Annotated in this window: 16 protein-coding genes, 1 tRNA gene and 1 pseudogene; 8 read left to right on the top strand and 10 right to left on the bottom strand. The window is 67.5% G+C overall.

Annotated features, from left to right (window positions below):
• Nucleotides 1-185 precede the first annotated feature (185 nt).
• Both BVIR_RS13755 and BVIR_RS13750 read right to left on the bottom strand, forming a co-directional pair.
• A complete protein-coding gene (locus BVIR_RS13755; protein WP_055038170.1) occupies nt 186-1,262 on the bottom strand; it encodes a helix-turn-helix domain-containing protein in 1,077 nt (358 codons plus the stop codon).
• Nucleotides 1,263-1,627: 365 nt separating this feature from the next.
• Nucleotides 1,628-1,717, bottom strand: a tRNA-Ser gene (locus tag BVIR_RS13750).
• A gap of 88 nt (nt 1,718-1,805) precedes the next feature.
• On the opposite strand from BVIR_RS13750, the gene BVIR_RS17425 reads away from it, so the two are divergent.
• Entirely contained in the window at nt 1,806-2,186 is a 381-nt protein-coding gene (locus BVIR_RS17425; RefSeq protein ID WP_055038169.1) for a hypothetical protein, read from the top strand.
• Nucleotides 2,187-2,600: 414 nt separating this feature from the next.
• On the opposite strand, the gene BVIR_RS13740 is transcribed toward BVIR_RS17425, so the two are convergent.
• On the bottom strand, nt 2,601-5,432 hold the full coding sequence (locus BVIR_RS13740) for a [protein-PII] uridylyltransferase (RefSeq protein WP_082417155.1): 2,832 nt from the start codon (nt 5,430-5,432) through the stop codon (nt 2,601-2,603).
• A gap of 274 nt (nt 5,433-5,706) precedes the next feature.
• Here BVIR_RS13740 and BVIR_RS13735 point away from each other — a divergent pair, with 274 nt between their 5' ends.
• Nucleotides 5,707-6,486 carry a hypothetical protein gene (locus BVIR_RS13735; RefSeq protein ID WP_145911956.1) on the top strand — a complete coding sequence of 260 codons (780 nt, stop codon included), beginning with the start codon at nt 5,707-5,709 and terminating at the stop codon, nt 6,484-6,486.
• Here the strand turns inward: BVIR_RS13735 and mutS are convergent.
• Nucleotides 6,461-9,175 (bottom strand): DNA mismatch repair protein MutS, encoded by a 2,715-nt coding sequence (gene mutS, locus BVIR_RS13730; RefSeq protein ID WP_055038166.1) that lies wholly within the window; start codon nt 9,173-9,175, stop codon nt 6,461-6,463. The genes BVIR_RS13735 and mutS overlap by 26 nt on opposite strands.
• A 235-nt stretch (nt 9,176-9,410) precedes the next feature.
• Between mutS and BVIR_RS13725 the strand changes: the two genes are divergently transcribed.
• A complete protein-coding gene (locus BVIR_RS13725; RefSeq protein ID WP_055038165.1) occupies nt 9,411-11,690 on the top strand; it encodes an NADP-dependent malic enzyme in 2,280 nt (759 codons plus the stop codon).
• 231 nt (nt 11,691-11,921) lie between these two features.
• Nucleotides 11,922-12,086: a hypothetical protein gene (locus tag BVIR_RS17060; protein ID WP_169788614.1), complete on the top strand. Its 165-nt coding sequence runs from the start codon at nt 11,922-11,924 to the stop codon at nt 12,084-12,086.
• A gap of 214 nt (nt 12,087-12,300) precedes the next feature.
• Here BVIR_RS17060 and BVIR_RS13720 read toward each other — a convergent pair whose 3' ends face one another.
• Together BVIR_RS13720 and BVIR_RS13715 are read right to left on the bottom strand one after the other, a co-directional pair.
• On the bottom strand, nt 12,301-12,516 hold the full coding sequence (locus tag BVIR_RS13720; RefSeq protein ID WP_055038164.1) for a hypothetical protein: 216 nt from the start codon (nt 12,514-12,516) through the stop codon (nt 12,301-12,303).
• Entirely contained in the window at nt 12,513-12,926 is a 414-nt protein-coding gene (locus BVIR_RS13715) for a TetR family transcriptional regulator (protein WP_055038163.1), read from the bottom strand. Before BVIR_RS13715 ends, BVIR_RS13720 begins: the two co-directional genes overlap by 4 nt.
• Nucleotides 12,927-13,187: 261 nt before the next feature.
• Between BVIR_RS13715 and BVIR_RS17440 the strand changes: the two are divergent.
• The 3 genes and pseudogenes from BVIR_RS17440 to BVIR_RS13700 form a co-directional block, all read left to right on the top strand.
• Nucleotides 13,188-13,409, top strand: a pseudogene (locus BVIR_RS17440) (efflux RND transporter permease subunit); the annotation flags it as partial.
• A gap of 29 nt (nt 13,410-13,438) precedes the next feature.
• Nucleotides 13,439-14,284, top strand: coding sequence for a universal stress protein (locus BVIR_RS13705; protein ID WP_169788613.1), 846 nt, complete (start codon nt 13,439-13,441; stop codon nt 14,282-14,284).
• Between the two features lie 45 nt (nt 14,285-14,329).
• Nucleotides 14,330-14,632 carry a DUF3861 domain-containing protein gene (locus BVIR_RS13700; RefSeq protein WP_055038160.1) on the top strand — a complete coding sequence of 101 codons (303 nt, stop codon included), beginning with the start codon at nt 14,330-14,332 and terminating at the stop codon, nt 14,630-14,632.
• Nucleotides 14,633-14,798: 166 nt separating this feature from the next.
• Here BVIR_RS13700 and BVIR_RS13695 read toward each other — a convergent pair whose 3' ends face one another.
• The 4 genes from BVIR_RS13695 to BVIR_RS13680 form a co-directional block, all read right to left on the bottom strand.
• Nucleotides 14,799-15,422, bottom strand: a complete 624-nt coding sequence (locus BVIR_RS13695) for a TetR family transcriptional regulator (RefSeq protein ID WP_055038159.1) — start codon at nt 15,420-15,422, stop codon at nt 14,799-14,801.
• 408 nt (nt 15,423-15,830) lie between these two features.
• Nucleotides 15,831-16,499 (bottom strand): outer membrane protein, encoded by a 669-nt coding sequence (locus tag BVIR_RS13690; RefSeq protein WP_055038158.1) that lies wholly within the window; start codon nt 16,497-16,499, stop codon nt 15,831-15,833.
• A gap of 511 nt (nt 16,500-17,010) precedes the next feature.
• Nucleotides 17,011-17,487 (bottom strand): phasin, encoded by a 477-nt coding sequence (locus BVIR_RS13685; protein WP_082417153.1) that lies wholly within the window; start codon nt 17,485-17,487, stop codon nt 17,011-17,013.
• Between the two features lie 113 nt (nt 17,488-17,600).
• On the bottom strand, nt 17,601-17,975 hold the full coding sequence (locus BVIR_RS13680; RefSeq protein ID WP_055038157.1) for a phasin: 375 nt from the start codon (nt 17,973-17,975) through the stop codon (nt 17,601-17,603).
• A 259-nt stretch (nt 17,976-18,234) separates the two neighbouring features.
• On the opposite strand from BVIR_RS13680, the gene BVIR_RS13675 reads away from it, so the two are divergent.
• Nucleotides 18,235-21,453 (top strand): sensor histidine kinase, encoded by a 3,219-nt coding sequence (locus BVIR_RS13675; RefSeq protein ID WP_055038156.1) that lies wholly within the window; start codon nt 18,235-18,237, stop codon nt 21,451-21,453.
• The last annotated feature ends 156 nt before the right edge of the window (nt 21,454-21,609 follow it).

Raw genomic sequence — 21,609 nt, 5'->3', positions numbered from 1 at the left:
GGCTCGCCTCATCCCGAGGAGCGGTCGCAAGACCGCGTCTCGAAGGATGAGGCGACGCTGACGGCGGCCTTCGGCCATGCTTCGAGACGGCTGCGGAGCCTGGCATCGGGCACGCCTACGGCGCGACCCGGCGGCAGCCTCCTCAGCATGAGGCCGAGAAAGGTCGCTCCTCAGGGCCACTGGTATCAGTTCTCATTTCGTCCTCTCCCTCTTTTTTTGGTCTTCGGCAGCTTGATGACCATGGCATCGTCACTATTGGCTTCATCGCCATCGATCAGCCCATCGTCATAGCTCTCGACCTCACCCTCTTCGATTTTATGGGTCGGGAACGAAATATAATCCAGCACATCCGGGTTGAAGAACACAGTGCGGTGATAACCCTCATACGGTAAGCGGATCATGTTCGGTTCGTCGTTATCGTTTCCGCCATAGGGGTAATGGATATCAATAAGAGGCTCGATGCATTCGAAAAGATTGCAATCGACATAGGCGATTTCCCGCCGCTTGCCGGTCGAGAATTGGACCGTCACCGTGTGAGCTAGGGCCATAATCTCATCGGTTTCCGCCGCTCTCGCGGCTTTCTCAATTGCGAGGTTCTCGGGTTTGATAGCACCCTCGGCGACCAGTTCATCGAACTGCTCGTCGGTAATCATGATCTGGCGTTGGACGCGCTCAACATCGGCCTTAGCGAAATCTGATGTGTGGTCGCCCCCTCCAATCTCTTCATCTCGAATGGCCTCGACGATGGCCCAGTCTCGGGTGTCAGGCATCTGGATTGGCGTTGCCAGTTTGTAATAAGCATGATCCGGCCCGTAGGTGTCATAAGCCTCACTAGAAAAATAGAGCTCGGAAATCGCCTTGTGCCGGATCGCCACGGTGCGGTTGCCCAAGTCCTTCATAACGATGAACCGCTTGTCGCTCTGTAACTCTTCATAGGCTTGCGCGTGTGCCTCTTCCGAAATCGAAAGCACCAGCGGCTCGCCACCACCGACGAAATGCACCGCACACTCACCGTAATATTGCAGGTCCAGAGGAGCCTCGTCGTCATAGAACGCTGCCTTTTTCGGCGGGTGACGACCAAGCAATTCCAATTCGGTAGTCTTGAAGTGCTTTGCCAGCTTGGCAAGGTGGCTTTTCGGAATCTCGGTCTTGCCGGTTTCCCAGCGCTGATACGTTGGCTGCGTCACGCCCGCCGCCTTGGCGGCTTGGGTCTGGGTCTCCGCATTCATGACCCGGAAATGTTTCAGTCGATTGATCGTCATTCGACTCTCCTAAAGGCTAGAATAATTATTCGCATATATACGCATTATTATTCCAGCCTTGCAAGGGCACTTGCCCGCTAGCAGCTTGGCTACGCAATCCGCGAAATGAATTTGTCTACGCTTGTCTGCGGTAGCCGTAGACGCCCCAGCATTTTAGGCACGGATGCTGGCGTACAATCAGCGGCCATTTCGGCGAGAGCTATCCTGCCTGGTCGGGAGATGAGAACCCTCTATTGATCGTGCTGCAGAGGGCTATCGGCGGGACGCTTCGCGCAATAACCAAAAATATCGTGCGGTGATTGGCGGCTATGGGCGGCAATATCGGGCAATCGGCGGCTCTCGGCGTGCCCAGTTCTGTTCCGAAGTGGCGGAGAGGGAGGGATTCGAACCCTCGATAGAGTTTCCCCTATACACGCGTTCCAGGCGTGCGCCTTAAACCACTCGGCCACCTCTCCGTCGGGCCCAGCCATCAAGGCGCGTGCACTCTATTTCAAGAGAGGCGCAGGATTTGCCTGCGCTGGCCGCCTTAAACTGCCTTGCCCGTTGCGCGCACTGGGTCAGCTCCGACGGTCCTTCAGGACCGCCGCGCCTGCCCGTCCGTGCGGACTGCGGCGCTGCTTATGGCCGCCCCGCGGCAGGTTTGCAAGAGAACGGTCACATTTTCTTGTCAGTCACCCGCGCTCGGATGCGGCAAGGAAGACCGAGATCGCCCGCGAGGCGAAAACCCGCCGCGCCGCCGAATATCGCAGCGGTGAAGGCGGCCGCTACGACCAGCGCTCCAGCGCCGAGCGCGTCAACGTCAACCTGAAGGACAACCACGGCGGCTCGACGGTCCGGGTGAGCGGAGCCGCCAAGGTGATGTGCCACCTGATGTTCGGCATCCTGGTCGTCGCCGCCCTCCAGACCGTCCGTCGCCTCGTCTGAAGCCGGGGGTGCTGCCGTCGCGTCCCCGCTGCCAGACGCGCCGGAAGCCGGGCGATCGACCCGCCGTGTGCCCGCACAGCCCGAAACGCGCCGACCAGGCAAGATTTCGTGTGCCACCGCCACAAATCCGCCAATCCGGCCACGCCAGGCCAACCGAAAAACCCCGGACGTGCCCGAGTTCTGCAAGAGACTCATCGGAAAGGGATTTTCCGGTATCCGCCGAAAAAACGCCGGCCTGATCGGCCGGATTTGATATCACCCGAACCTGCCTCAGCCTGCCGCCGGACCTCGACCCGCCGAAGATGAAATCTTCGCGTCGCCGGGAGCGGGACGGCGGCTTTGCCCGGACACACCTGCCTAAAGGCCTCAGGAAATCGCCGGCCGGAGCCGACGGCAGGCTCCCACTGCCGGCTCTCAGCCGGCCTCGGTTCGCGCTCGGCGCGCCCGTTCCTCGGCCGGGGGCGCCAGCACCGACACCAGCGCGCGCTTGATCGCGGCCTGGCGCTGGGCGCTGGTGATCAGCGCGCCGGTGAGGTCGGTGACATAGAACACGTCCACCACCTTCTCGCCGAAGGTGGCGATGTGGGCGGAGGCGATGTTGAGGTTGAGTCGCGACAGCGTGGCGGTGAGGTCGTGCAAGAGGCCCGGCCGGTCGAGCCCGGTCACCTCGATCACGGTGAAGCGGTTGGACCAGGCGTTGTTGAGCGTCACCTCGGGCGGCACGTCGAACGCGCGCTGGCGGGTCTTGGGCGCGCCGCGCTGCACCATCGCCTCCGACACCGGCACGTCGCCCGACAGCGCCTTCTCGATGGCATCGCACACCCGGCCAATGCGGCGCGTCTCGTCGGCATCGTCCGGGAACTCGCGGGAGATGGCGATGGTATCGAGCGCGAGGCCGTCGGTGGTGGTGTAGATCTGGGCGTCGACGATGTTGGCGCCACCGGCGGCGCAGGCGCCGGCGATCACCGACAACAGCCGCGGGTGGTCGACCGCCAGCACCGTCACCTCGGTGACCCCGGCGCGGCCGGCGAGGTCGAACCGGGTTGCCGGCAGCCGGCTCGCCGCCTCCGAGGCGTGCACGAAGCGGGCGTGGGCGAGCTTGTGCGGAAGGTCGACCTTGAGCCAGTAGGGTGGGTAGTGGCGGGCGAGATAGGCGTCGATATCGGCGGCCGACCACTCCGCCATGGCGTTGCGGAACTGGCGCTGGGCGGCGGCGACGCGCTCGGAGCGGTTGACCTCGGAGAAGCCGCCGGTCAGCACCGGCTCGGTCTCGTAATAGAGCGTGCGCAAGAGCTGCGCCTTCCAGCTGTTCCACACGCCGGGACCCACCGCGCGAATGTCGGCGGTGGTGAGCACGGTGAGCATCTTCAGCCGCTCCAGGCTCTGCACCACGCCCGCAAAGGTCTCGATGGTCTTGCGGTCGGACAGGTCGCGCGATTGGGCGATGGTCGACATCGTCAGATGATGCTCGACCAGCCAGGCCACGGTGTCGGTCTCGGCCGGGGTCAGGCCGAGGCGCGGACAGAAGCGCCGGGCGACGCGGGCGCCGAGGATGGAATGATCGTCCGGCCGGCCCTTGGCGATGTCGTGCAGGAACAGCGCGATATAGAGCAGGTCGCGGTTCTGGATGCCCGCCATCAGCTCGTTGGCGAGGCCGAGCGAGGGGTCGGTGCCGCGCTCGATGGTCGACAACACGCCGATGCAGCGGATCAGATGCTCGTCCACCGTGTAGTGGTGGTACATCGAAAATTGCATCAGCGCGACGATGCGGCCGAATTCCGGCACGAAGCGTCCGAGCAGCCCGACCTCGTCCATGCGGCGCAGCACGGTCTCCGGGTCGTTCTTCGACACCAGAATGTCGCGGAACAGCCGGTTGGCTTCGTCGTTCGAGCGCAGTTCGTCGTTCACCAGCTTGAGCTGGCGGGTGATCAGCCGCATCGGGTCGGGATGGAAGGCGAGATCCTGGTGATCGGCCAGCCAGAACAGACGAATCAGATTGACCGGGTCGCGCTCGAACACCTCGTCGTCGGTGATGGTGATGCGGCCGTGGTCGACGATGAAGTCGCCGGCATCGCCCAGGCTCTTGCGACGCCTGGGGATCAGCCGCTGGACAAAGCGGTTGAGCACCGGCAGCGACTTGGCCTCGTTCTCCTCCAACTGGGAGCAGACGATACGGGTGAGGTCGCCGACGTCCTTGGCGGTCAGGAAGTAGTGCTTCATGAACCGCTCGACGTCGCGCTGGCCGGGGTGCTCGGTGTAGCCGAGCCGCTGCGCCATCTCGCGCTGGACGTCGAACGACAACCGCTCCTCGGCGCGGCCGGTGAGGAAATGCAGGTGGCAGCGCACCGACCACAGGAAGTCCTCGGCCCGGCGGAACGTGCTGTATTCGGCCTTGGAGAACACGCCCTGCTGCAGCAGGCCGGCCGGCTCGCGCACGCGGTAGACGTACTTGGCGATCCAGAACAGGGTGTGGAGGTCGCGCAGCCCGCCCTTGCCGTCCTTGACGTTGGGCTCGACCAGATAGCGCGAGGCGCCGACCCGGCGGTGGCGTTCGTCGCGTTCGGCAAGCTTGGCGGTGACGTATTCGGAGGCGGTGCCGGACACCACCTCGCGGTCGAACCTGGCGATCAGATCGTCAAAGAGCGTGCGGTCGCCGCACACGAACCGCGCCTCCAGCACCGCGGTGCGGATGGTGATGTCGGCCTTGGCCTGGCGGATGCACTCGTCGATCGAGCGGGTGGCGTGGCCGACCTTCTGGCCGATGTCCCACAGGGTGTAGAGGATCGATTCGGCGATGCTCTCGCCCCAGGCGGTCTGCTTGTAGGGCAACAGGAACAGCAGATCGATGTCCGAGCCCGGCGCGAGCAGGCCGCGGCCATAGCCGCCGGTGGCGACCACCGCCATGTGCTCGGAGGTGGAATGGTGGTCCGAGCCGTAGATGGCGGCGCCGACCCGCTCGTAGAGCATGCGGATCAGGGCGTCTTCCATATCGCACAGCCGGGCGGCGCAGGCGCGGCCCTGGCCGTCCTCGCGCAGCCACGCCTCGGTCTGGCGGCGGCCGTCGGCCAGCGCCTGCTTGGCGCGATGCACCACCGCCATGCGGAGCGCGGAGGGATCGCCGCGGTGCGTCTGGGCGATGGCGTCGAGATCGGCTCCGAACGCAGCTTCGTCGAACACCGCCTCGAACGGGCGGGGAGCACGACTGCGGAGGGGACTGCGTGGCTGGGCGCACGAGGTTCGCGGCATGGCGGCTTGGGATAGCTGACCGGCGCGGCGCTGTCATCCCAGGATGGGTCAGGCCGGCATCATAGGTGTTTGTGCGGGACAGGATGTCTCCGGGCAACCTTGATAATTGCCGCACCACCTGCGCGAAGCCATGACCTGGTTGCCGCGGGCGCGCGGATCGGGAATTCTCCGGCGCGGCGCCGACCCCCGGCACAGGAGTCGTCGACGGCGTTGGCTTCAACAAAAACGTTCCGATATGGCTTTTGATCCGTTTTGGTTTCCGCTCGCGGTCAAGATGGCGGCCACCGCCGCGGTGGTGGTCGCCGCCTCGCGGCTTGCCGAGCGCGCCGGGCCGCTGATCGGCGGCATGATCGCGACGCTGCCGATCTCGGCCGGCCCGGCCTACATCTTCCTCGCCCTTGGCCACGACGATGCCTTCCTCAAGGGCAGCGCCGTCGCCAGCGTTGCCACCAACGATGCCACCGCCCTCCTGGTGCTGACCTACGCCGCGCTGGCGCCGCGGGCGCCGCTGGCGGTGGCGCTGGGCGCGGCGTTCGTGGTGTGGTTCGCCGGGGCGTGGCTGGTGACGGTCTGGCACCCCAGCTTTGCCGAAGCGGTGGCACTATCGTGCGTGGTGCTGCCGCTGGCGGCGCTGGCGGCGCGGCCGCTGGCAAAAGCGGTGGCTCTGCCGCCGGCGGTGGCGCGATGGTGGGATGTGCCGTTTCGTGCCGGGCTGTGCGGTGTGCTGGTGGCAACGGTGGTGACGCTGTCGGCTCGCCTCGGCCCGGCGCTGTCGGGGATCGCCGCGGTGTTCCCGATCGTGCTGTCGAGCCTGATCCTGATCCTGCATCCCCGGATCGGCGGCAACGCTGCCAGTGCGGTGATGGCCAACTGCCTGGTCGGCATCATCGGCTTTGGCTTGGCGATGGCCGCGGTGCACCTCGCCGCGGTGCCGCTCGGCGGTGCGGTGGCGGTGTTCTTGCTGTTCGCGGTCTCGGCCGCCTGGAACGCTGCGCTAACGCTGCACAGTGTCGCCAGATCGCGGACGGTCAAGTCGCCGCCGCCGCCGCCTTGAGGCGGTAGAGCGCCTCGAGCGCATCCTTCGGCGTCATGTCGTCGGGGTCGAGCGCCGCCAGCAACTCGGCGACCGGGTCGGGTGCAGCCGCGGACGCAGGCTCGGCGGCCTTGGGCCGCAGCGCGGCGAACAGCGGCAGATCGTCGGCGAGACGGTGGATCGGTGCGCCGCGGTCGCTCTTCTCCAGCTCCGCCAGCACCACCTTGGCGCGCGCCACCACCGCCGCCGGCAGGCCGGCGAGCTTGGCGACCTGGATGCCGTAGGAGCGATCGGCCATCCCTTCGGCAACCTCGTGCAGGAAGATCACCTCGCCGTGCCATTCCTTGACCCGCACCGTGGCGTTCTTCAGCCGCTTGAGGCGGGTGGACAGCGCCGTCAGCTCGTGGAAATGGGTGGCGAACAGGGTGCGGCAACGGTTGGTTTCGTGGAGGTGCTCAAGGCTCGCCCACGCGATCGACAGGCCATCGAAGGTGGCGGTGCCGCGGCCGATCTCGTCCAGGATCACCAGCGCGCGGGGACCGGCCTGGTTGAGGATGGCGGCGGTTTCCACCATCTCGACCATGAAGGTCGAGCGGCCGCGGGCGAGATCGTCGGCCGCGCCGACCCGCGAGAACAAGCGGTCGACCACGCCGATGTGGGCGCTTTTCGCCGGCACGAACGCGCCGATCTGCGCCAGCACCGCGATCAGCGCGTTCTGGCGCAGGAAGGTCGATTTGCCGGCCATGTTGGGGCCGGTGATCAGCCACAGCCGGCCGGCGTCGCCGGCCGGTGTCGGCGGCGACAGGTCGCAGTCGTTGGCGACAAATGGGCCGCCGTCGCGGCGCAGCGCCTGCTCGACCACCGGGTGGCGGCCGCCGCTGATGCGGAACGCCAGCGACGCGTCGACCACCGGCCGCGTCCAGTCCTCGGTTGCCGCCAAGGTGGCGAGCGCGGTGGTGACGTCGAGCACCGCCAGCGCCCGTGCCGCCGCCTTGATGGCGTCGCCCTGATCGAGCACGCGCGTCACCAACTGCTCGAAGACGGCGAGTTCGATCGCCCGCGCCCGCTCGGCGGCGGTGGCGATTTTGGACTCAAGCTCGGACAGCTCGACGGTGGAAAAGCGCAGCGCGCCGGCCAGGGTCTGGCGATGCATGAAGGTGGCGTTGAACGGCGGCCCGAGCAGCTTGTCGCCGTGCTGGGCCGCAACCTCGACGACATAGCCGAGTTGGGCGTTGTGGCGAACCTTCAGCGACTTGACGGCGGTCTCCTCGGCGTAGCGCGCCTGGGTTTCGGCGATGACCCGCCGCGAATCCTCCGACAGGCGGCGCAGGCCGTCGAGGTCGGCGTCGTAGCCAGCCCGCACGAAGCCGCCGTCGCGCTTGAGCAGCGGCAGCTCGTCGGCGAGCGCGGCATCGATCACGGCCGCCACCGCCGGGTCGGGCGCGGCGAGGTCGTGCGTGGCCGCCGCGATCTCGGCCGGCGGCGCACGCGCGGCCACGGTGCGGGCGAGGTCGGCGGCAACGGTGAGGCCGCGGGCGAGCGCGAAAAGATCGCGCGGGCCGCCGCGGCCGAGCGCGAGGCGCGCCAGCGCCCGCTCGATGTCGGGCGCGGTCTCCAGCGTGCGGCGCAGCGCCTGGCGCAGGTCGCCGTCGGCGACGACCCACGCCACGGCGTCGAGCCGGGCGTTGACGGCAGCGCTGTCGGCGAGTGGGCTCGACAGCCGGTCGGCCAGCAGGCGCGCGCCGGCGGCGGTGACGGTGCGGTCGATGGCGGTGATCAGGCTGCCCTGGCGGGTGCCCGACAGCGCGCGCAACAGCTCGAGATTGACCCGGGTGGCGGCGTCGATCGCCATGGTTTCGCCCAGCGCCTCGCGCTGCGGCGGCGCCAGCGGCGGGCGCTTGCCGACCTGGGTGCGCTCGATATAGCCGGCGATGGCGGCGGCCGCGGTCAGTTCGAGGCGGGAGAACACCCCGAACGCATCCGCGGTGGCGATGCCGAAAAAGCCGGCGAGCCGGCGCTCCGCGGTCATGGCATCGAACAGATCCCGCCCGAGCGGGGTCACCGCTCGCTGCTCGCGCCAGAACGGCGCCAGATCCGTATCCGAATAGAGCGCGTCGGCGATCACGATCTCGCCGGGGTCGAGCCGCGCGACCTCGGCGGCGAGCCGGCCTCCCCCGACCTCGGCGACGTGGAAGGCACCGGTCGAGATGTCGGCCCAGGCCAGGCCGAAGCTCGCGGCCTCCGCCGAGGACGGCCGGGCGCGGGCCACCGCCAGCAGCCAGTTGTTGCGGCGGGAATCGAGCAGCTGCTCCTCGGTGATGGTGCCGGGGGTGACGAGGCGGATGACGTCGCGCTTCACCACCGACTTCGAGCCGCGCTTGCGCGCCTCCGCCGGGTCCTCCAGCTGCTCGCACACCGCGACGCGGAAGCCCTGCGCGATCAGCCGCTGCAGATAATCATTGGCACGCTCGACCGGAACGCCCGCCATCGGGATGTCGGCGCCCTTGTGCTTGCCCCGCTTGGTGAGGGCGATGCCCAGCGCGCGCGAGGCCAGCTCGGCGTCCTCGAAGAACATCTCGTAGAAATCACCCATCCGGTAGAACAACAAGCAGTCCGGATTGGCGGTCTTGATCTCGATATACTGCGCCATCAGCGGCGTGACGCGCTCGTCCGCCGCCTCCATGCCGCTGGTCTCCTCCACTCTGCTCATGGCCGGACGCTATCAGAGCCTCCGGCCGGATTCACCCGGCCGCCGCCGGTCGGCTGTGGGTAATACGAAAGAGCGGGGACTGGGCGGCGGATTGTCGAGCTTGCGCCATTGCCGCCGAACATTTCCGGCCCAAAACCCCGCCATGCCGTTGCGGACCCGGCGCCTTAGCTTGAGGGAGTGGTGCGAACCTCCTAGGGTGCCGGCCGATCCCCCCAAAGATTCGCCAGGAAACCCGATGCCGCCCAAGACCAACAAGCGCCGCCCGCGCCCGACCTTTACTGACCAGGAGGCGCTGCATTTTCACCAGATGGGGCGCCCGGGCAAACTCGAGATCACCCCGACCAAGCCGATGGCGACCCAGCTCGACCTGTCGCTGGCCTATTCGCCCGGCGTTGCCGTGCCGGTGCTGGCGATCGCCGAAGACCCGGACCGCGCCTATGACTACACGGCGCGCGGCAACATGGTGGCGGTGATCACCAACGGCACCGCCATTTTAGGCCTCGGCAATCTCGGCGCGCTGGCCTCCAAGCCGGTGATGGAAGGCAAGGCGGTGCTGTTCAAGCGCTTCGCCGACGTCGACGCCATCGACATCGAGGTCGATACCGAGGACCCGGACGAATTCATCAATGCGGTGAAGTATCTGGGGCCGTCGTTCGGTGGCATCAACTTGGAGGACATCAAGGCCCCCGAGTGCTTCATCATTGAGCAGAAGCTCAAGGAGTTGATGGACATTCCGGTGTTCCATGATGACCAGCACGGCACCGCGATCATCGCCAATGCCGGGCTGATCAACGCGCTCCGTCTGACAAAACGCGACATCAAGACCACCAAGCTCGTCGTCAACGGCGCCGGCGCCGCGGCGATCGCCTGCGTCGAAGTGCTCAAGGCGCTGGGCTTCACCTCCGACAACGTCATCATGTGCGACACCAAGGGTGTGATCTACCAGGGTCGCACCGCCGGCATGAACCAGTGGAAGTCGGCCCACGCGGCCCGCACCGAGGCGCGCACCCTCACCGAGGCGCTGGTCGACGCCGACGTGTTCTTCGGGCTGTCGGTCAAGGGGGCCTTGACGCCGGAGATGGTGGCCACGATGGCGCCGAACCCGATCATCTTCGCCATGGCCAATCCCGATCCGGAGATCACGCCGGAGGAAGTGGCAAGCGTGCGCAGCGACGCCATCGTCGCCACTGGCCGTTCCGACTATCCCAACCAGGTCAACAACGTCCTCGGCTTTCCCTACATCTTCCGCGGCGCGCTCGACGTGCGCGCCTCCACCATCAATATGGAGATGAAGCTGGCGGCGGTGCACGCGCTGGCGGACCTGGCGCGCGAGGACGTGCCCGACGAGGTCGCCGCCGCCTATGGCGAGCGGCCGATCTTCGGCCCCGACTACATCATCCCGGTGCCATTCGACCCGCGACTGATCCACGCCGTGCCGACCGCGGTGGCGAAGGCTGCGATGCAGACCGGCGTCGCCCGCCGGCCGATCGTCGACATGGAAGCCTATCGCCAGCAGTTGCAGCAGCGGCGCGATCCGGTGGCCGGCGTGCTGCACCGGGTGTTCGAGCGGCTGCGCCGCCGGCCGCGCCGCGTGGTGTTCGCCGAGGGCGAGGAGCAGCAGGTGATCCGCGCCGCCGCGAGCTTCGTCAACCAGCGGCTCGGTACCGCCGTGCTGGTCGGCCGCGAGGACAAGATCAAGGCTGCCGTCAAGGAGATCGGGCTGGAGTTGCCCGAAGGCATCGAGATCACCAATGCCGGGCTCTCCGCCCGCAGCCCCGTCTACGCCCAGCATCTCTATGAGCGGCTGCAGCGCCAAGGCCACCTCTTGCGCGACTGCCAGCGGATGATCAACAACGACCGCAACCACTTCGCCTCCTCGATGGTGGCGCTGGGCGACGCCGACGCCATGGTGTCGGGCGTCACCCGCAATTTCTCGGTGGTGCTCGACTATGTGCGGCAGGTGATCGACCCCAAGCCGGGGGCGCGGCTGATCGGGCTGTCGATGGTGCTGGCGCGCGGCCGCAACCTCCTGGTTGCCGATACCGCGGTGACCGAAATGCCGACCGCGAAAGACCTCGCCGAGATCGCGGTGCAGGCAGCCGCCGCCGCCCGCCGGCTCGGCACCGAGCCGCGCGTCGCGCTGCTCGCGTTCTCGACCTTCGGCCACCCGCAGGGCGAGCGCTCCGCCCACGTCATCGAGGCGGTGAAGCTGCTCGATTCCTGGGGCGTCGATTTCGAGTATGACGGCGAGATGAGCGCGGAGGTGGCGCTCAACCGCACCTTGATGGGCACCTACCCGTTCTGCCGGCTGTCGGGGCCGGCCAACGTGCTGGTGATGCCGGCGATCCACGCTGCCGGTATCTCGACCCGCATGCTGCAGGAGCTGGGCGGCGCCACCGTGATCGGCCCGCTGCTGGTCGGGCTGGAGAAGCCGGTGCAGATCGTGCCGCTGTCGGCGAAAGACACCGACATCGTCAACATGGCCGCGCTGGCGGCCTACAATATCGGCGGGTGAGCGCGGACATGAGGCCGGCCGGTTGTGCAGTTGGCGCTGCCCTTTGAACCTGGAGATGAAGTTTTTGTCACTTGGAACCGGCCGGCGAATTTTCTCTACTGGCGAAATCAGGTGTTGAGCCTGAGAGAAACAGATAGATGTTGCAGTGGTGCGCGGCGAACGGTACGCACAAGGCCGCCGTCTTCCAGAACGAGTCAGGAAGTGGTCGCTGCGCCCAAAAGGTGAATTTCAATGAACGAACAGTTGCAGGCGTTGCTCGAGCGGCTGAAGAACGCCCAACGCGAACTGCTGACTCAATGTGCCCAGGCCGATACGCTTCCGAGCGACAAGACGCTTCGAAAAATCGCCGACCTCGAAGGGGCCATATCGGCGGTTGAGATGATGCTCGGCGAATAGCCGCAGGCGGGCGGGTGCTCCGGACGGTGTTGCCGCCGCAGGGCGCGCATGCCGCTGTCAGGGTTGCGCCGACGGCGTGTTGCCGCGACCGTCGCCCGCCAAAATTCCTGTCCTAAAGCGATTGACGGCAGATCTTTCCGGCGCCGTGCCGTGATGCGCCACCGTTTGACCTCGGCGCTGGCCGGCCCGATTGCGCCGCTGCCATTGCGGTGTCTCAGCGCGAGAGCGAACCGGTCGCGCCCGACCACGCTTCGAGAAGGGTGTTGGCGGCGGCGACCGCGTCCGGCACCAGTTCGAAATCGGTCTCGCCGCGCGCCCATTCGTTGATCAATCCGCTCAGCATCGCATTGAAGGCGATCGCCGCGGCCTTGGGTGTCCAGGGTAGCGGCAACGTGCCGCCACGGGCCGCCGCCTCGAAAATTCGCGTCAATGCCGCCCTGAGTTCGCACTGGACGGTTTCGCCCGGCGGCGGCTGGCGCTGGGTGAGGTCCAATCCACCCGGAGCAGTTCGCGAAGGATGGTCCGTCGCCTGGGATCGGATTGCAGCTGGACCAGAAGGTCGGTCACGAACTCCGACAGCGCCCGCAGCGGCGCGACGGTGGTGTCGTTCTCAAGCCGCTCGGTCAGCTCGCGCATGGGCGAGGGAATCTCGTCACGAAGCGCCAGCAGCAGACCCTGCTTGTTGCCGAAATGCCAGTGCACGGCGCCGCGGGTCACCCCGGACGCCTCGGCGACCTCGTCGAGCGAGACGCTGTCGTAGCCGCGCTCCAGGAACAGCGTTTCGGCCGTCGACAGGATGGTGCGGCGCGTCGCTGCGGCCTGCTCTTTGGTTCGGCGCATCCATTCCCTCCTCAGCCCAGCACCGCCGCCGGGATGTGTCCGGGCGGTGGGCTCCGCGGCTCCGCGGTCGTGTCCCGTTTGATGGTGTAGCTCGGCAGTGGCGCGGAGCCGCCCGCGAGCGCGCCTTTTCTGGCGCCGAAGCGAGCGGGCGGCGTGGCGCTGAAGGCGATGGCGGAGGTGTCGGCGACGGCGCTGCCGCCGGGCTGCACCTTCGAATGGACCGGCAGCGCCTATCAGGAGGTCCGCGTCGGCGGCCAGACCGCCATCATCCTCGGCCTGTTGCCGCTGGTGTTCGCCAACGGCGCATCGATGATCGCCAGGCGCGACATTGCAACTCCGGTATTCGTTGGCATGACGGCGGCAAGCACGCTCGGCATCTTCCTCATTCCGATGTTGTACGTCACATTCCAAACGCTGCGGGAGCGGATGAAGCACCGGTTCGGCAAGCGCAACCCGGCGCATGGTGTTGACGCCAACGCATGACGAGCATGCAGAAATGGGTGGGGCGGGCCATGTCGCTGAAGACTGTGATCGTCTTGGTGGATGCGTCACCGGAAAGCATGGAGCGCGCGCGTCAGGCGGTGAGCATTTGCCAGCGGTTCGGCGCGCACCTGATCGGCGTGTTCGTCTCGCCGCCGGGTTGGGCGCGGGTGCCGGCGGAGTCCTTTGCGATCGGCAGCGCTGCGATCCAGGCGGTGATCCAGCGTTGGAAGGCGCTTCAGAACGACGCCACCGACGATGCGTTCCGGGCGTTCGAGACGTCGATCCGCAACGAGTCGGTGTCGTTCGAGTTCCGCGCGGTGCTGGAGAACGAGATCAGCGACTTCCTTTATCTGCACTGTCTGCACGCCGACCTTGTCATTGCCGGCGTCCGCCAGTTCAACGCCTTGCCGTCGTTTGCGCCCGCGATCGAAGCCCAGTTCGCCTCGAGCGGAACGCCGATGCTTCTGATCCCGGAGGACTGGAAGGGCGGCGATATCGGCGCGCGCGTCATGCTGGGCTGGAACGCCAGTCGCGAGGCGCGGCGGGCCATCATCGCGGCGATGCCGTTCTTCAACACCGCCCAGGCGATGCACGTCGTCGTGGTCGACGCCGCCAAGAACTCGCGTCTCGGCGAGGAGCCGGGCTCTGACGTCGCGCTGCTGCTCAGCCGCCACGGCATTGACGTGACGCTGAACAATCTGGTGTCGCACGGCCGGGCGATCGCCAACGTTCTGCTCGAGTTCGCCGCGCAGAATGCGCTCGATCTCATCGTCATCGGCGCCTACAGCCACTCGATGACCCGCGAGCGGCTGTTCGGCGGCGTGACGAAGACGCTGCTGCAGCGAAGCAGCGTGCCGCTGCTGGCGGTGTTTTGATAGCACGGGGCGCGGCTGCGGGCCGTGCGAGCGGAGGTCCGGAACATGAGCCGTAACTATAACTACCGCATCACCGTCACGCCGACCGGCGTGCCGGAGGACGGCATGGCATTGCGGCTGCCGTTCTCCTTTGATGCCACCAACCACGACGACATCATCGGCTTGATCGAGCGGGCGCGTGCCGCCTCCGGCTTGAGCCCGGATGCCGCGGCGTCGATGGTGGTCGGGCTCAAGCTTCTCAGCGAAGTCATGCTGCGGGAGAAGGCCAATCCGCTGTTCGATCCGCTGCGCGGCGGCGTCAAGGAGTTCATCGGCGCGCTGAAGGAACGTGGCCGCGACAGGCAGTGATACGACATCAGGCCGATCACGTCGGAGTTTCGTAGCCCGGTCGTTGAAAAAGCCATTCCCGATCAAGGATCTTTCGGCGAGGTTGTTTCCGGGATCACGACGTGATCATCCGAAAACCTATGACGTCGCGTCGCCGCAGACCTGTGGCTGCGGTTGCCGGACGGCCCTATGCCTCGTGGCGCCGCACGATGCCGGCGAAGAATGCGTCGAGACAGGCAAAGCCGTCGCGGCGCAGATCGAGGTCGTCCGGCGCCCGAAGCCAGCCATAGATCAGCCCGGTGATCAGCGCGTGCAGGCTTACCGCGGCGCTGCGCGGCGTCCACGGTGCTGCCAGTTGGCCGCGGGCGTCAGCCCGTTCGAACAGCCGTACCACGCGCTCACGCGAGCGCAGAATGGTGCGGCGGTGGATGTCGAGGGTCTCGGTCATGTCGTCGATCGGCTCACAGCGCTGCAGCAGGATGCCGGCGACGCGGCGCTGGCTGGGATCGTCGGCGAGCCGCTCCAGGATGGTGCGCGATGAGGCGCGCAGGCCGACGATCGGATCGGCAGTCTGGTCTGCTTCGATCTTGGCGAGGTCGTCGTCGTGGGGCAGCAGTCGCCGGTCGAGCAGCGTCAGGAGGAGGTCGTGCTTGTTCTCGAAGTGGTGATAGATGGCGCCGCGGGTGGTGCCGGCGGCGCGGGCGATCTCCTCCAGCGTGGTGCGGGCGACACCGCGCTCCCAGAACAGAACTTCGGCCGCGTCCAGCAGATCGCTCCGGGTCTGAAAGGCTTCTTCCTTGGTTCGGCGCATGGCTCCGGCTTGACGGCAATGGAGATTGGGACGCCGTTCGCTTACCACGCGAGGGGCGCGGTGGCCACGAAGGGCCACCGCGCCCGCCTGCACCCCTGGCCAAAGGCTCCGGCAGGCTACTCTGGCCGCGGCGTCAGCCTCGCCCGGCTCCGATGCGGCGGTGAACCGGGGACGCGCGCTCGCGGTCTGCCGGCCGCAGCCCGGCCAGGGTCCGGGCGGCCGTGATGGATCGGCCGCCCGGTGTGCAGGCGCCCGCACCAGTGACGCCGGGCAGGGTACGACAACCGGCGTCCTGGTGGCGGTGGCACGCCGCTCCCGGTCAAGGGAGCTCGCGTGGAATGATTTGCCGGCTTCGAAAGTCCATTCTCTGGAGTTCGAGCCGATCGAGCAGAAGACCTTCCGTCCCGGTCAGAAGGTGGAAAACTTGAAGTTCAGGCCGGCGCGGATGACGCCGAACTCCAGTTCCTTCTCGACATAGGCCGGGCGGCTGCCGTGGTCGTCGCGGTCGAGGCTGACATAGAGGCCCTCGATCCGGCCGGTGATGTTCGGCGAGAAGGCGTATTCGAAGCCGCCGCCGACGGTCCAGCCGGTCTTGGTGTCGTCGTTCTTGACGCCGTTGAAATAGGCGGAGTCGCCGCCGCCATAGGCGAAGCCGCCGGTGGCGTAGACCAAGAAGCGCTCGATGGCGAAGCCGGCGCGCGCCCGCACGGTGCCGAACCACTCCACGCCGTCCTCGTAGCCGGTGACGTATTTGGTCGTGAGGTCGGCATACTGGATGTCGGTCTCGACGCCGACGACCAACTGGTTGAACTGCCAGTTCACCCCGATCTGGCCGCCGCCGACAAAACCGCCGTCGTCGCCATAGCTATAGCCGTAATCGTCACCGTCCTCGGCGTTGAATCCGTAGCCGGCGTTGGCGCCGATATAGATGCCGCTCCAATTGTACAGCGGCACCAATTCGGCAGACTTTGCGACCCCTCGGCGCGCCAGATCGGCGGCCGACGCCGTCGTGGCAACCGCAGCGGTCGCGAGAACCGCGCCCGCGACCAGTGCCGCAACCCTCGTCGAGACTTTCATGAACGCCCTCCTTGTCCTTGAGTGAGGCGCTGCAGTGTGCATCAAACATTCATGGATGTATGTAACAAAAACGCCACACCCAAGGCCGTTGTGCAACTGCTCCCGATCAAGGATTTTTCACCGAGGCTGTTTCCGGTCTCATGAGGGAATCAACCGGAATCCGTATGATACTCTCGGCCCTCGGTGATAACCCGCCATCGTCATGGCCGGGCTTGTCCCGGTCACCCATGTCATTGATTTCAAAAGATTTTAAGGCGCGGATGCCCGCCACGAGCGCGGGCATGACGAGGCGAGGTCCGGGGCCGTCAGTATGAGTGGCTCAACGTCACCGCCTTCGTGGCTCCGGCCAGCGGCGCGGTGGTCTGGTTCCTCTCCAACGGCCTCAGCAAGCCGTTCTTCGCCGCGCTGCTTGCTGTGTTTCCGCGCGACGGCGGCGCCGGACGCAAACAGCAATGGCCGGGCGTCGGCCCGGCCATTGGTAATGGTGCGCGCTTGTGGTGTGGGTCGCCGATCAGTGGACCGGCTTGATGATCTTCTCGACGCTGGCCTTGATCGGCTCGGCGCTCTCGTTGGCGATCTTCTGGGCGATCTCGGTCAGCTCGCGGCTTTGGTCGATCAGCACCTCGAACTGCTTGCGGATGTGGCTGGAGGTCACCTCGACCGCCTGCGATACCGACTTCACCTGCAGGAGGGCGCGGGCGAAGTCGAACGAGGCGTTGACGTTGGTGCGGGCAGCTTCCAGCGCCTTCACGTTGAAGTCGGAGAAGCCCTTGCTCGCGGTCACATAGGTGTCTTCGATCAGGTCGGTGGTCTCTTCCGCCACCGACTTGATCTTGTCATAGGCATCTTTGGCTTGGGTCACGCTCTTCTCCGCGATGTCGCGAATCGTCGCTGACATGTCCAGTTCGGTTTCCGCGGCCGTCACCGCCTTTGCCTTCTGCGGCTTGGCTTCGGCCACGGGCTTGGTCTCGGTCTTGAACTCGGCCATGGTGATTGTCCTTCAGTTTGTCGCGGCGGCGCACTGCTTGCCGTCCCACCGCCGCAGGCAGCCCGGGGACAGGTCCGGTCGACGTCGTTGCCCGCGTCTGCGCGGGCCTTCGCTCAGGACGGCGTGTTCACCTTCATCGCCTTCTGGGCGATGGAGCCGAGTTCCTTGGCCTGCTCGGTGAGCACCTTGACCTGATCCTGCACGAACTCGGTCTGGATGCGCATCAGATCCTGCACGTCGCGGGCGCGGATCAGCCGCTGGGCGAGGTCGAAGCTCGCCGCCAGATTGGTTTCGGCGAAGCCCATGGCCTTCTTGCCGAGGTCTTTGACCGACGCCTGCACCGCGTCGGCGGAATCTTCGATGGTGCCGACGGCCTTCTGCGCGGCGCCGAGATAGCTGTCGACCGCCTTCTTGGTCTGTTCGACGCTCTTTTCCGCGAAATCGCGCAATTCCGGCGGGACGTCGAGTTGAGGGGCTTTGTTGACCATTGGAAACCTCCTTGGGTGCCCGAGTTCGTCAAGGTCCGGGCTGCAACGAAAAGGACGATAGCACCGCTTATTGTGCACTGCAACATAATTGTTGCGATGCGGGGTAGCGCGGGGCCGTCGTTGTGCCGGCAAAGTTAACCTTAAGAAAGTGTTTCGTGATCGGACGCCTGCCTTGACATGGACGCGACGTCGACGAGTTCCTAATAATATCGCGAGTAGAAAAGCTCGGAACGTTACAAAGAAGCGTCGGACGCGACTGATGATCGACCTTGATCGGCTGATCGCCGCCCTCAGCGACGCCACGCTCGCCGGGCTGCTTGTTCGGCGGGGACCGGCGTGGGCTTTGTTGCCCGACGCCACGGTGGTGCTTGCCAATGCCCGCGGCCTTGCCGCCCTCGGCGGGGCGGAGACGCTTGGGCGCGCGTTGCCGGAGGCCGCGCCGCTGCGCCGTGAACTCGGCCGCCTGCGGGGAGTGCTGTCGCGCGGCGGCGAAACCCGGCTGGAACGGCTGCGCCTGCCCGGCGCCCGCTTCGCCCCGGTCACCAGCGCCTGCCGCCGCCTCACCGCCACCGCGCTCGGCGACCTCATCGCCATCGCCTCGCTGGAGGAGGGCGGCGACGCCGCCGCGCCGCTGGCCGAGGTCGCCCGCCTCATCGCTGCCATCGCTGCGCCGCCGGTGTTCGTCGCCGATGCCGCCGGCACCGTGCTGGCGCGCAGCCCGGCCGCCGTGGCCCCGATCGATGCCGCCTCGCTGAACGCTTTGGTCGGCGATGCGCCGGCCTGGATCGCCGAAGCCGCCTCGGGTCCGGCCGTGCGGGAGGTCGCAGGACACCGCATCACGTTGCAGGCGCTCGCCGTCGGTGGCGCGCGCGTGCTGCTGGGATGGCTCAAGCCGGCCGCCGTGGCCGCGCCGCCGCCGGCCGCGCCGGTCCGGTCCGCTGCCGTGCCCACCGCGCCCATCGCGCCGGTCCGGGTTGCCGCGGGTGCCGACGTTGCCGCCGCCATTGTCGCGGAGCCGGTTGCCGCCGCGCTCGCGCCGGTGCCCGAACCGCCGGTGCCCGAACCGCCGGCCGAGCCGGCGACTGAACCTCCGGCCGAGCCGCCGGCCGAGCTGCCAGCCGAGGCGACGCCTGAAGCGGCGCCCGAGGCCGGCTCGCCGGCGCCGGAGACCGCCGCACCCACCGCTCCCGCCCTGCCGGTGACCGATATGCCGCCCATCGCTGCCACTGCCGCCACCGGGTCTGCGATCCCGGCCCGCCGCCTGCCGTTGCGGTTCGTCTGGCAGACCGACGCCGCCGGCCGGCTGACCCAGGTGTCGCCCGAACTGGCCGAGGCGGTCGGCCAGCGTGCCGCCGACGTGATTGGCCGCACCTTGGCCGAGCTTGCTGACCGGCTCGGTTTCGACGCCGACGGCCGCATCGGCCGCGCCCTTGCCAAGCACGACACCTGGTCGGGCGTGAACGTGATGTGGTCGACCGATTACGATGATCTGGCGCTGGTCGACCTCGCCGGCCTGCCGGTGTTCGACCGCGCCCGGGTGTTCCAGGGCTATCGCGGCTTCGGCGTCTGCCGTGCGCTGCGGTCTGCCGAGACGGCGCCGGCGCCGCTCGATCAGCCCGCGCCGCCGCCGGCCCGCAGCGCCGACGCCAACGTGGTGCAGCTGCGCACCCCGGCCGAGCCGGCGCCCGCCAAGCCGGCGAAGCCGGAGACGCCGCGTTCGGCGCTGTCGGCTGGCGAGCGGGTGGCGTTCCGCGAAATCGGCCGCATGCTCGGGGCGATTCCCGACCCCGCGGCCGCCGCGGCGCCAGAGCCCGCGCCTCCGCGGGCCGAAACCGCGGCCGAAACTGCGGATCGCACCGACCCGCCGGATCTTCGAGAACCCGAACCGCCGGTCTCCGCCCTCGCGGACTCGGAGAGTCCGGCGGCCGAGCCGCAACGGCCGGATGCGGCCGCCACCGCCGGGTCGGCGTCCGAGCCGACGATTGCGGTGCGCGCGGTCGCCAACGGCGAGCGCGCGGTGCTTGAGCGGCTGCCGCTGGCGGTGCTGGTCTATCGCGGCGACCGCGTGCTGTTTGCCAATCCGGCGCTGCTCGACTGGGTCGGCCTCGGTGCGGTCGAGGAGGTCGAGCGCGCCGGTGGCGTCGCCGCGGTGTTCGACCTCGGCGATCTTGCCGGTGCCGAGAGCGACGGCAAGGCGCTGTCGATCCGCGGTGCCGGCGGCCGGGCGGTGCCGGTCGAGGCGCGGCTGTTCTCCGCGCCCTGGCAGGGCGAGGTCGCGATGGTGCTGGTGCTGCGTCGCACCGACACCCCGGTCGACGAGCGGCTTCGCATGCTGGAACTGGCGCTGCGCACCGCCGAGGCGGCGGAGCGCGAGCTTCGCGCCATTCTCGACACCGCCACCGACGGCGTCGTCATCACCGACCGCGACGGCCGCATCCTCAGCATCAACGGCGCCGCCGAGGCGCTGTTCGGCTATGACGGCAGCGAACTCGCCAGCCGCTCGTTCGGCCTGCTGTTCGCGCCGGAGAGCCAGCGCGCGGCGTTCGACTATATCGACGGGCTGCTCCGCGGCGGCGTTGCCAGCGTGCTGAACGACGGCCGCGAGGTGATCGGCCGCGTCCGCGAGGGCGGGCTGATCCCGCTGTTCATGACCATGGGCCGCATCACCGAGGACGGCTCGAAGTTCTGTGCGGTGTTTCGCGACATCACCCAGTGGAAGCGCGCCGAGGAGGAACTGGTGACGGCACGCCAGGCCGCCGAGCGGGCGAACTCGCACAAGTCGGACTTCCTTGCCAAGATCAGTCACGAGATCCGGACGCCGCTCAACGCCATCATCGGCTTCTCCGAGGTGATGATGGAAGAGCGGTTCGGTTCGGTCGGCAATCCGCGCTACAAGGATTACCTCAAGGACATCCACACCTCCGGCACCCACGTCGTCTCGCTGGTCAACGATCTGCTCGATCTGTCGAAGATCGAGGCCGGCAAGCTCGACCTCGATTTCGTCAGCGTCGACCTCAACGACGTGCTGACGCAGTGCATGGCGTTGATGCAGCCGCAGGCTAATCGCGAGCGCATCATCATCCGCACCTCGCTGGCGCCGCGGCTGCCGCCGGTGGTGGCGGACGCCCGCTCGATGCGTCAGGTGGCACTGAACCTGCTGTCGAACTCGATTCGCTTCACCCAGCCGGGCGGGCAGGTCATCTTGTCCACCGCGCTGTCGGACGCCGGCGAGGTGGTGATGCGGGTGCGCGACACCGGTGTCGGCATGAGCGAGGCCGACATCGCCGCGGCGCTGGAGCCGTTCCGCCAGATCACCACGTCCAGCCGTGGCCCGCGCGGCGATGGTACCGGGCTCGGGCTGCCGCTGACCAAGGCGCTGGTGGAGGCCAATCGCGCTGCGTTCGCCATCCGCTCCAGCGTCAACGCCGGCACCATGGTCGAAGTGATCTTTCCGCCGACCCGCGTGCTGGCGGAATAGCACCAGCGGCGGCGGCAGCCGGCCGGCGGCGCCGAAAATCTGCGAGTCTCGGCGGCCCCATGCGTCAGCATCCGGGGCCGTTCGTTTAATTCGGCGTCCGTCTTGAGTGGCCCAAACCCGGAGGCCGCGGCCGCGCGCCCGGCGGCAAGATCGCTG

Origin of the sequence: Blastochloris viridis (genome assembly GCF_001402875.1) — a bacterium.
GTDB lineage: Bacteria > Pseudomonadota > Alphaproteobacteria > Rhizobiales > Xanthobacteraceae > Blastochloris > Blastochloris viridis.
The sequence above is the reverse complement of the archived record's forward strand: the minus strand, read 5'-3'. Positions and strand labels throughout refer to the sequence as shown.